The 10,502-nt window shown below is 68.7% G+C and carries 10 protein-coding genes and 1 pseudogene; 10 read left to right on the top strand and 1 reads right to left on the bottom strand.

What is annotated here, in order from left to right; translation table 11 throughout:
- A partial coding sequence (locus tag RT323_RS09205; protein WP_313407453.1) for a tetratricopeptide repeat protein occupies positions 1-102 on the top strand: 102 nt, incomplete at its 5' end.
- A 16-nt stretch (positions 103-118) separates the two neighbouring features.
- Here RT323_RS09205 and RT323_RS09200 read toward each other — a convergent pair.
- Complete coding sequence (locus RT323_RS09200) at positions 119-1,012, bottom strand: NUDIX hydrolase (protein ID WP_313407381.1); 894 nt, start codon at positions 1,010-1,012, stop codon at positions 119-121.
- Between the two features lie 38 nt (positions 1,013-1,050).
- On the opposite strand from RT323_RS09200, the gene RT323_RS09195 reads away from it, so the two are divergent.
- The 9 genes and pseudogenes from RT323_RS09195 to RT323_RS09155 all read left to right on the top strand — a co-directional run.
- The gene (locus tag RT323_RS09195; protein WP_313407380.1) at positions 1,051-1,536 is read left to right on the top strand and encodes a GNAT family N-acetyltransferase; all 486 of its coding nucleotides are present in this window, start codon (positions 1,051-1,053) and stop codon (positions 1,534-1,536) included.
- Positions 1,537-1,578: 42 nt separating this feature from the next.
- Entirely contained in the window at positions 1,579-2,358 is a 780-nt protein-coding gene (locus tag RT323_RS09190; RefSeq protein WP_313407379.1) for an enoyl-CoA hydratase-related protein, read from the top strand.
- A 163-nt stretch (positions 2,359-2,521) separates the two neighbouring features.
- Positions 2,522-3,301, top strand: a complete 780-nt coding sequence (locus tag RT323_RS09185) for an electron transfer flavoprotein subunit beta/FixA family protein (RefSeq protein WP_313407376.1) — start codon at positions 2,522-2,524, stop codon at positions 3,299-3,301.
- A gap of 16 nt (positions 3,302-3,317) precedes the next feature.
- Complete coding sequence (locus tag RT323_RS09180; protein WP_313407373.1) at positions 3,318-4,265, top strand: electron transfer flavoprotein subunit alpha/FixB family protein; 948 nt, start codon at positions 3,318-3,320, stop codon at positions 4,263-4,265.
- A 215-nt stretch (positions 4,266-4,480) separates the two neighbouring features.
- Positions 4,481-6,094 carry an ABC transporter substrate-binding protein gene (locus tag RT323_RS09175; RefSeq protein WP_313407370.1) on the top strand — a complete coding sequence of 538 codons (1,614 nt, stop codon included), beginning with the start codon at positions 4,481-4,483 and terminating at the stop codon, positions 6,092-6,094.
- A gap of 157 nt (positions 6,095-6,251) precedes the next feature.
- A complete protein-coding gene (locus tag RT323_RS09170; protein ID WP_313407368.1) occupies positions 6,252-7,178 on the top strand; it encodes an ABC transporter permease in 927 nt (308 codons plus the stop codon).
- Positions 7,171-8,169 carry an ABC transporter permease gene (locus RT323_RS09165; protein ID WP_313407366.1) on the top strand — a complete coding sequence of 333 codons (999 nt, stop codon included), beginning with the start codon at positions 7,171-7,173 and terminating at the stop codon, positions 8,167-8,169. Before RT323_RS09170 ends, RT323_RS09165 begins: the two co-directional genes overlap by 8 nt.
- A gap of 76 nt (positions 8,170-8,245) precedes the next feature.
- On the top strand, positions 8,246-9,955 hold the full coding sequence (locus RT323_RS09160; protein ID WP_313407365.1) for an ABC transporter ATP-binding protein: 1,710 nt from the start codon (positions 8,246-8,248) through the stop codon (positions 9,953-9,955).
- A gap of 149 nt (positions 9,956-10,104) precedes the next feature.
- Positions 10,105-10,502: pseudogene (locus RT323_RS09155) on the top strand (hypothetical protein); the annotation flags it as partial.

Below are 10,502 nucleotides of genomic sequence, written 5' to 3'. Positions count from 1 at the left end.
GAGCGCGTCCGCCAGCACCTGCTCGACCTGTTCTCGGTGGTCGGCCTCACCGATCCTCGCGTGGCCCTGGCGCGCCGGTCGCTCGCCGCCGCGCTCTTCTGAGCCGGCGCCCCGTGCGTCAGCGGGGCCGGGGGTCGGGCTGGCGGGGCGCCTCGCGGTAGGGCGGCAGGGGAGCGTCCGTCAGCGCCTCGAGCAGCTCGACCGTGGCCAACGCGGCCTTCTCGCGAGCCGTCTCGAGGTCGCACCAGTGGACGGCCGCGATCTCGCTGCGCTGCAGCACCATCGAGTCCACCAGATCGGCGTCCACGACGCCCAGGTCGAACACGAACAGGCACGCGTCGTCCCAGTGGCTCCACGGCGGCAGCCAGTTCATCGTCACGAGGCGCTCGATCTCGACGGTGATGCCGAGCTCCTCCTGGAGTTCGCGCACGAGTCCGAGGGCGGGGCTCTCGCCGACCTCGACGACGCCGCCGGGCAGGTCCCACTCGCGCTTGTAGGTCAGCTCGCACAGCAGCACGCGGCCGTCGCGGTCGCGCAGGACGCCCTGCCCGATGACGCGCTTGCGCGGCAGCCCGGCATTGAGGATGGAGACGAACCCTTCGCGGCTGAACGCCGGTGGATCGGTGACGATCCGGCCCAGCATGACGTGATCGGGCTCCTCGCCGGGCGTCCTGGCGATGCCCTCGCGTCGCAGGCCGGCGATCGACGCGGCCCGCAGGCCGACGGCGTCGTCGGACGGCACGCGCGCCTCGACGCGGGTCCACCCGAGCTGCTCGAAGGCATAGCCGACGGCGAGGCGCAGGGCCCGGCTCGCGACCGAGGTGCCCGGTCCGGCGCCGAAGGTCCAGCGCATCGATCCGAGCCGGCGCCCGGCCTCGCCGGGGGCGCGCTGCAGCGCCACGTCGCCGATCCGCTCGCCGGCGTACAGGACCGCGAAGCCGTCGAGCTCGGTCGTGCCGGACGTGGGCTCCAGCACCAGGTCGTCGTCGCGCAGTTCGGGGGAGTCGGTCACGTGCCGAGGCTACCGGCGGCCGTGATGGAATCGGCGCCATGACCGATCCGCGGATCCGCCCCGCCACCCCCGACGACGTCCCCGCCATGGTGCGCCTCGTGCACGACCTGGCCGCGTACGAGCGGGCGCCCGAGCAGTGCGTCCTCACTGACGCGATGCTGCACGAGCGCCTCTTCGGCGAGCACCCGGCGCTGTACGCGCACGTGGCGCAGGTGGACGGAGTGGTAGTCGGGACCGCGATCTGGTTCCTCAACTTCTCGACGTGGGACGGCGTCCACGGCATCCACCTGGAGGACCTCTACGTGGATCCGGCGCACCGGGGGAGCGGGCTCGGCAAGCTGTTGCTGACGCGGTTGGCCCAGGTGTGCGTGGAGCGCGGCTACAGCCGGCTGCAGTGGCAGGTGCTCGACTGGAACACGCCGTCGATCGAGTTCTACCGCTCGCTGGATGCGATCGACCTCGAGGAATGGCGCACCTACCGGCTCGCCGGGGAGGCGCTGCGGGCCCTCGGGACGGTGTCGTGACGCTGTCCTATGCTCGCCCCAACCCACACAGGAGGCACTGACATGGCCGAATTCGTCCGACTCGAGGTGACCGACGGCGTCGGCACGATCCGTCTCGACCGTCCCAAGATGAACGCGCTCGACGCGCAGGTCCAGACCGAGCTGCTCGAGGCCGCGCGCGAGGCGGACCGGCGCGACGACGTCGCCGCCGTCGTGGTGTGGGGAGGCGAGCGCGTCTTCGCCGCGGGCGCCGACGTCAAGGAGATGGCCGACATGGACTTCGCGGCCATGTTCTCCCACGGGCACCTGCTGCAGGACTTCACGCGCGCCATCGCCGCGATCGGCAAGCCCACCGTCGCGGCCATCACCGGCTTCGCCCTGGGTGGCGGCCTCGAGCTTGCGCTGTCGACGGACGTCCGCTTCTGCGCCGAGAACGCGAAGCTCGGCCAGCCCGAGATCCTGCTGGGCATCATCCCGGGGGCCGGCGGAACGCAGCGGCTCGCGCGACTCGTCGGTCCGGCGAAGGCCAAGGACCTCATCTACACGGGGCGCTTCGTCGAGGCGCCCGAAGCGCTGCGGATCGGCCTGGTCGACGAGGTGCTGCCTGCCGAGCGGGTGTACGAGCGCGCGGTCGAGTGGGCCGCGCAGTTCGTCGGCGGCCCGGCGATCGCGCTGCGCACCGCCAAGGACGTCATCGACCGCGGCCTCGAGGTCGACCTGCAGACGGGACTGGAGATCGAGCGAGCCGGCTTCACCGGGCTGTTCGCCACGCAGGACCAGGCCGACGGCATGCGCTCGTTCGTCGAGAACGGTCCGGGAAAGGCGACGTTCACCGGCAAGTGATCCACGCCACACCGCCAGCCATGGGCCCGATGGTTACCTTTCGGTAACATGGCTGGCAGGAAAGGGTCGCCTCACCCACGCATTTCGCCGCGTGGCAGGGTGGACCCGATAACTCGCGGACGATCAACCGTCGTTCGCGCCCCGAATTCACAGGAGGGTCCTCGTGACCAAGATCGTTGTCGCTGTGAAGTACGTGCCGGACGCCACGGCGGACCGCACGTTCGACGCTGATAACACTGTCGATCGTGAGAACGTCGACGGGCTTCTGTCCGAGCTCGACGAGTACGCGGTCGAGCAGGCGCTGCAGGTCGTCGAGGCCGGCGACGGTGAGGTCACCGTGCTGACCGTCGGTCCTGCGGACGCGTCCGACGCCGTGCGCAAGGCCCTGCAGATGGGTGCCGACTCCGGCGTCCACGTCGAGGACGACGCCATCGCGGGCTCCGACGCCTTCGCGACGTCGCTCGTGCTGGCCAAGGCCCTCGAGAAGCTCGAGTACGACATGGTGTTCTTCGGCATGGGCTCGACCGATGCGGGCATGGGCGTCGTCCCGACCCTCGTCGCCGAGCGCCTCGGCCTGCCGGCCATCACCTTCGCGTCCGAGATCTCGGTCGACGGTGACACGGTGAAGATCCGCCGCGACGGCGATGCCGCCACGCAGCAGATCGAGGCCTCGGGCAAGCTCGTCGTCTCGGTCACCGACCAGACCGGCGAGGCCCGTTACCCGTCCTTCAAGGGCATCATGGCCGCCAAGAAGAAGCCGGTCGAGGAGTGGAGCCTGGCTGACCTGGGCATCGACGCCTCCGAGGTCGGCCTCGAGCAGGCCTGGACCAAGGTCGAGTCCACGACCCCCCGCCCGCCGCGCACCGCCGGCGAGATCGTCACCGACGAGGGAGACGGCGGCAGCAAGCTCGTCGAGTTCCTCGCGTCCAAGAAGTTCGTGTGAGTAGGAGCCTGAATCCATGAGTGAAGTTCTCGTTCTGATCGATGCTCCCCAGGGCAAGGTCACGAAGCCCTCGCTGGAGCTCCTGACCATCGCGCGCCGCATCGGCGAGCCGTCGGCCGTCGTCTTCGGCGACGCCGACACCGCGGTGCTGGCCGAATACGGTGCGGAGAAGGTCTACACCTACTCCGACAGCGCCTTCGACGAGTACCTGGTGGCCCCCAAGGCCGAGGCGCTCGGCGCGCTCGTCGCCGAGAAGTCGCCGGCCGCCGTCCTGGTGCCGTCGACCTCGGAGGGCAAGGAGATCGCGGCCCGCGTCGCGCTCAAGTCGCAGTCCGGCCTGATCACCGACGCCGTCGACGTGACCGTCGACGGTGGCACGGTCACCACCACCCAGATGGCGTTCGCCGGCAACTTCACCGTCGCCGCGCAGATCACCCAGGGTGCGCCCGTGATCGCGGTCAAGCCGAACTCCGCGGCCCCCGAGGCCGCGGCCGGCGCCGGCACCGTCGAGGCCGTCTCGTTCGACGTCCCCGACTCGGCCAAGCAGGTCAAGATCGTGGCGTCCGAGCCGCGTGTCTCGACCGGTCGTCCCGAGCTGACCGAGGCCGCCATCGTGGTCTCGGGCGGTCGTGGCACCGGCGGCGACTTCACCGAGGTCGAGGCCCTGGCCGACGCCCTCGGTGCCGCGGTCGGCGCTTCGCGCGCCGCCGTCGACTCGGGCTGGATGCCGCACACCTTCCAGGTCGGCCAGACCGGCAAGACGGTGTCGCCGCAGCTGTACGTCGCCAACGGCATCTCCGGTGCGATCCAGCACCGCGCCGGCATGCAGACGTCCAAGACGATCGTCGCGGTCAACAAGGACGAGGAGGCGCCGATCTTCGAGCTCGTCGACTTCGGCGTCGTCGGTGACCTCAAGTCGGTTCTGCCCCAGGCGACCGAGGAGATCAACAAGCGCAAGGGCTGAGTCCTCGCGTCCGCTCACGGCGGCTCCACCCCTCGGGGTGGGGCCGCCGTGGTGCGTCCTGGGCCCGTGTGTGCCGGTGGCCGTGGCCGGTTGGTTTGTTGCAGTTCGATGAAGTCGGCGTTCCGGGTTGGAGTACGCCCCCGTCCAGGTGGTACTCATGGATCACGCGCGTACACGCACGACTCTGTCGTACGCACATTCACAGGAGGATATTCATGCGAACTCGGCGTTCAGCCCTCGCAGGTATCGCCATCGCAGCGGCCGCCAGCCTGACCCTGGCCGCCTGCTCGAGCGGTGGCGACGACGACGGCGGCTCCGGATCCACCGACTCGGTCATCACCGCGTTCGGTACCGAGCCCCAGAATCCGCTGGTCACGACCAACACGAACGAGGTCGGCGGCGGCAACATCATCGACCTCATCTATGCGGGCCTGGTCTCGTACAAGGCCGATGGTTCGCAGGAGCTCGAGGTCGCGGAGTCGATCGAGTCCGAGGACGACAAGGTCTGGACGATCAAGCTCAAGGACTGGAACTTCACCGACGGCACGCCGGTCACGGCCGAGTCGTTCGTCAAGGCCTGGAACTACGGCGCGACGGCGAAGAACGCCCAGCTGCAGAGCTACTTCTACTACCCCATCGAGGGCACCGACGACGAGGGCATCATCGTCGACAACGGCACCGAGATGAGCGGCCTGAAGGTCGTCGACGAGAAGACCTTCGAGGTCACGCTCAAGAACCCCGAGGCGCTGTTCCCGCTGCGCCTGGGCTACTCGGCCTACTTCCCGCTGCCCGACGTCGCGTTCGAGGACATGGCCGCCTTCGGCAAGGCCCCGATCGGCAACGGCCCCTACAAGCTCGACTCGTGGGAGAACAACGTCGAGGCCGTCATGAGCCCCAACGAGGACTACGACGGAAACCGCAAGGCCATGAACGGTGGCGTGACGTTCAAGTTCTACACGAACCCGGACTCGGCCTACTCCGACGTCCAGGCCGGTAACCTCGACGTCCTCGACCAGGCCCCGCCGAGCGCCCTCACGACGTTCAAGACCGATGACGCGGTCCAGGCGTTCGAGGCGGCCGGCACGGTCAACTCGACGATCACGATCCCGGACTCGCTGCCGGGCTTCAAGGGCGAAGAGGGCAACCTGCGTCGCCAGGCGCTCAGCCGCGCACTCGATCGTGGTGAGATCACCGACAAGATCTTCGACGGCACGCGTTCGCCCTCGAAGGACTTCAGCTCCGAGCTGATGCCCGAGTTCACCGAGGACATCCCCGGCTCCGAGGTCCTGGAGTTCGACGCCGACGAGGCCAAGAAGCTGTGGGCCGAGGCCGACGCCATCGCCCCGTTCAAGGGCAAGTTCGTCGTGGCGTACAACGGTGACGGCCCCGGCAACAAGGAGTGGGTCGAGGCGGTCACGAACCAGCTCAAGAACAACCTGGGCATCCAGGCCGAGCCGAAGGCGTTCGCGACCTTCGCCGAGCTGCGCACCAAGGTCACCGATCGCACGATCGGCACCGCGTTCCGTACCGGTTGGCAGCCCGACTACCCGTCGGTCTACAACTACCTGGGCCCGATCTTCGGCACGGGCGCCGGCTCGAACGACGGCGACTACTCCAACAAGGAGTTCGACAAGCTGCTCAACGACGCTCTCGGCGCCGAGGGCGACGAGCAGGCGCAGCTGCTGGCTCAGGCGCAGGAGATCCTGTTCAAGGACCTGCCGGCCATCCCGCTCTGGAACACCAACGTGGCGGCTGTCGCTGCCAAGGGTGTCGAGAACGTGGAGTTCAACTGGCAGAACAAGCCGGAATACCAGAACATCACCAAGTGATGCGCTGATGCTCACCTGAAGTGGGGCGGTGCCGACAGGTACCGCCCCACTTTCATGTGACCGGTGGGGCAGGAACACACCCTGCGTCCGCCTCAGCGGTCGCGGGTAGTCTTAATCGACGCACGGGACGACCCTCGTGCTCCGGAGGTTTATAACAATGTGGTGGTACATCGGCCGGCGGATCCTGCAGGCCATCCCTGTCCTCCTGGGCTCCACGCTGCTCATCTACGCGATGGTGTTCGCCATGCCCGGCGATCCGATCGTCGCGTTGTTCGGTGAGAAGCCTGTCTCCGACGCCGTGCGCGCCCAGATCGAGCAGCAGTACAACCTCGACGAGCCCTTCCTCGTCCAGTGGCTGCTCTTCCTCGGGAACGCGGTGCAGGGCGACCTCGGCGTCTCGTTCTCCGGGCGTCCGGTCAGCGAGCTGCTCGCCGAGACGATCCCGGTCACCTTCAGGCTCGCCTTGATGGCGCTCGTGATCGAGGGCGTGCTCGGCATCGCCGCCGGCTTCTACGCCGGCCTCAAGCGCGGCAAGCTGTTCGACTCGACGATGCTGGTCGTCTCGCTGCTGGTCATCGCCGTCCCGATCTTCGTCTTCGGCTTCGTGATGCAGCTGATCTTCGGCGTGAAGCTCGGCTGGGCTCCCGTCACCGTCGGTGGCGACGCCAGCTGGGACCGCCTCATCATCCCGGCGTTCGTCCTGGGACTGGTGTCCTTCGCCTACGTCCTGCGCCTCACGCGCACCTCCGTGGTCGAGAACCTCACGGCCGACCACGTGCGCACCGCGCGAGCCAAGGGCCTCACCAACGGTCAGGTCAACCGCCGCCACGTGCTGCGCAACTCGCTCATCCCCGTCGTGACCTACCTCGGCGCCGATCTCGGCACGTTGATGGCCGGAGCGATCGTGACCGAGGGCATCTTCAACATTCCCGGCCTGGGCAACCTGGCCTTCCGCGCCATCCAGCAGAAGGAGGGCCCCACCATCGTCTCGGTCGTGACGGTGATGGTCCTCATCTACGTCGTCATGAGCTTGCTCGTCGATCTCCTGTACGCCTGGCTCGACCCGAGGATCCGCTATGCCTGAGTTCCCCATCGACCTGCCTCCGAAGGCCCTTCCGGGCCAGGAGCACTTCGTCGCGGCCGTCGAGACGACCCCGCTCGCCGAGACCGGCTCGTTCGACGACAGTCGCAGCCCCGAGAGCCAGTGGAAGGAGGCCTGGAAGAACCTCCGCAAGAACTGGATCTTCTGGGTCTCGGTCGTCATCTTGGCCGTCGTCACCGTCGTGGTGCTGTTCCCGCAGCTGTTCACCGACGTCGACCCGACGCGCGCCGACCTGAGCCGCAGCCTCGAGGGCCCCAGCGAGGGTCACATCGCCGGCTTCGACAAGCAGGGCTACGACGTGTTCGCCCGCACCATCTACGGCGCCCGCGCATCCGTGCTGGTGGGCATCCTGTGCACCATCGTGGTGACGGTGCCCGGCGTGCTGTTCGGAGCGATGGCCGGCTTCTTCGGCGGCTGGTCCGACACGATCATCTCCCGCGTGGCGGACATCTTCTTCGCGATCCCGCTGCTGCTGGGCGCCCTGGTGATCCTGTCGATCATCAACAACCTGTGGCCCGATCGCGGCTACTGGGGCTTCATCCTCACCGTCGTGGGCGCGCTCGGCGCGTTCGGCTGGCCGCAGGTGCTGCGCATCTCGCGCGGTGCCGTTCTGGAGGTCAAGAACCTCGAGTTCGTCGATGCGGCCCGCGCGATCGGCAAGACGCGTCGGGCCAACCTCTGGGGCCACGTGGTGCCGAACTCCCTGGCCCCGGTGATCGTGCTGGCGACCGTGTCGCTGGGCGTGTACATCGTGGCCGAGGCGACGCTGTCGTTCCTGGGCCTGGGCCTGCCGACCAGCATCGTCTCGTGGGGCAACGACATCTCCGCGGCGCAGAACCAGGTGCGTTCGGGCCAGCGTCTCGGCGTCATGTTCTGGCCCGCCTCGGCGCTGGCACTGACCTCGCTGGGATTCATCCTGTTGGGCGACGCCGTGAGCGACGCCCTCGATCCGAAGTCGAGGAACCGCGCATGAGCGAGCGCCAGCGAGTGAACATCGGATGTCGAGTGACGGCACCGGCGTACTGTGCTCTTTCCACGGAGGTGCTGTCATGAGCCACACTCCGCTGCTCGAGGTCACCGACCTCAACGTCGCGTTCCGCCGCGGCAAGGAGAGCATCCCTGCCGTGCGCGACGTGAGCCTGCGCGTCTATCCGGGGCAGACCGTCGCGATCGTGGGCGAGTCCGGATCGGGCAAGTCCACCACGGCGCACGCGATCATCGACCTGCTCCCCGGCACGGGTCATGTCACCAGTGGGTCCATCACGCTCGACGGCCAGGACATCGCGAAAGCGAGCAAGAAGGACGTCCTGGCGCTGCGTGGATCGCGGGTCGGCCTGGTGCCGCAGGACCCGATGAGCAACCTGAATCCGCTCGTCAAGGTCGGCAAGCAGATCGCCGAGGTGCTGACCGCGAACGACGTCGTCAAGGGCAAGGAGGTCGAGCAGCGCGTCATCGAGCTGCTCGAGGAGGCCGGCCTCCCGGACGCCGCCAAGCGCGCCAAGCAGTACCCGCACGAGTTCAGCGGCGGCATGCGCCAGCGTGCCCTCATCGCGATGGGCTTGGCCGCGCGGCCCAAGCTGCTCATCGCCGACGAGCCCACCAGCGCGCTGGACGTCACGGTCCAGAAGCAGATCCTGGACCATCTCGACCAGCTGACCGCCGATCTCGGCACCGCGGTGCTGTTGATCACGCACGACCTGGGCCTGGCCGCCGAGCGCGCCGACCACCTGGTCGTCATGTACAAGGGGCAGGTCGTCGAATCGGGGCCGGCGCTGCAGATCCTGAGGGAGCCGCAGCACCCGTACTCGAAGCGACTCATCTCCAGCGCACCGTCGCTGGCGTCCCAGCGACTGCTGTCGGCCCAGCGGGCCGAGGTCCGCGAGGCGGCGCGCGAGGTGGCCGAGGAGATGGCCGTCGAGGTCGCCACGTCGGGCGAGGACGAGTTCGGTCGCGGCGGCGATGTCGTCATCGAGGCCAAGAACCTCACGAAGGTGTTCCCGATCCCCGGCTCCGCGCCGTGGCGCAAGGACGAGTTCGTCGCGGTGGACGACGTGTCCTTCACACTGCGCCGCGGCACCACGGTCGCGATCGTGGGCGAGTCCGGATCGGGCAAGTCCACCGTCGCGCGCATGGTGCTCGACCTGCTGCCGCCCACGAGCGGCACGGTCGAGTTCGACGGCGTGGACATCTCGACCCTGCGCACCAAGAAGCAGCAGCTGGCGTTCCGCCGCCAGATGCAGCCGGTCTTCCAGAACCCGTACGCGTCGCTGGATCCCCAGTACACGATCTACCGGGCGATCGAGGAGCCGCTGGCCACGCACGACATCGGCAGCAAGGCCGAGCGGGAGGCGCGCGTGCGTGACCTGCTCGAGAAGGTCTCGCTGCCGTGGTCGGTCGCCCGCCGGTTCCCCAGCGAGCTCTCCGGTGGTCAGCGCCAGCGTGTCGCGATCGCGCGCGCCCTGGCCCTGCAGCCCGAGGTGGTCATCCTCGACGAGGCCGTCAGCGCGCTCGACGTGCTGGTCCAGGCGCAGATCCTGTCGCTGCTGGCGGACCTGCAGGCCGAGATGGGCCTGTCGTACCTGTTCATCACGCACGACCTCGCGGTCGTGCGCCAGATCGCGGACGACGTGCTGGTGATGGAGAGGGGCAAGCTCGTCGAGCACGCCTCGGTCGACGAGGTGTACAGCAACCCGCGTCAGGAGTACACGCGCCGGCTGCTCGACGCGATCCCCGGCGGGTCCATCGAGCTCTCGCGCTGACGGCGGCCGGGTGGTGGCGGGGGTGCGGTGACTGAGCGTCCGTCTCGAGGTGGAACGGACGCTGAGTGACCGCTCCAACCGAGCCCCCGGTTCGATCGGGATGTTCGAACCAGATTGACTGATTCGAACAGATGTTCGATCATGGTGGGGTGAGCCTCGCCGTTTCCGACACCGCCCTGGTCGATGACCTGCGCGCGCAGATCGGCCGGATGCAGGGCCGTCCATCGGTGCTCTCCGTGGCCACGCACCCGGCGCTGTCCGGGTTGCTGGCCCTGCAGCCCGGCGGCAGCTACGGCGTCGACTCCACCAGCTTGGCCTTCCTGCTGATGGCGGGACCGTCGCGCGACGGAGCGTGGTGCGCCGTCGTCGGCTCCGACCGGATCGGGCTCGAGGCGGCCGCCGAGGTGGGGGTCGACCTCGACCGCACGGTGTGGGTGCCGGACGCGGGCGCCGACCCGGCCTCGGTGCTGGGGGCGCTGGTCGACGCGGTGGGCGTCGTCATGGTCGATCGGGTGACGCTGCCCGAGCGCGAGGTCGTCCGCCTGCG

This window comes from Aeromicrobium sp. (genome assembly GCF_032084975.1).
Lineage (GTDB): Bacteria > Actinomycetota > Actinomycetes > Propionibacteriales > Nocardioidaceae > Aeromicrobium.
This window is presented reverse-complemented; position numbering and strand designations above follow the sequence as displayed.

Excerpts from the sequence above, each read along its gene's own strand:
- RT323_RS09195 (WP_313407380.1), top strand. The coding sequence starts at position 1,051 with ATGACCGATCCGCGGATCCGCCCCGCCACCCCCGACGACGTCCCCGCC.
- RT323_RS09190 (WP_313407379.1), top strand. The coding sequence starts at position 1,579 with ATGGCCGAATTCGTCCGACTCGAGGTGACCGACGGCGTCGGCACGATC.
- RT323_RS09180 (WP_313407373.1), top strand. The coding sequence starts at position 3,318 with ATGAGTGAAGTTCTCGTTCTGATCGATGCTCCCCAGGGCAAGGTCACG.
- RT323_RS09175 (WP_313407370.1), top strand. The coding sequence starts at position 4,481 with ATGCGAACTCGGCGTTCAGCCCTCGCAGGTATCGCCATCGCAGCGGCC.
- RT323_RS09170 (WP_313407368.1), top strand. The coding sequence starts at position 6,252 with ATGTGGTGGTACATCGGCCGGCGGATCCTGCAGGCCATCCCTGTCCTC.
- RT323_RS09165 (WP_313407366.1), top strand. The coding sequence starts at position 7,171 with ATGCCTGAGTTCCCCATCGACCTGCCTCCGAAGGCCCTTCCGGGCCAG.
- RT323_RS09160 (WP_313407365.1), top strand. The coding sequence starts at position 8,246 with ATGAGCCACACTCCGCTGCTCGAGGTCACCGACCTCAACGTCGCGTTC.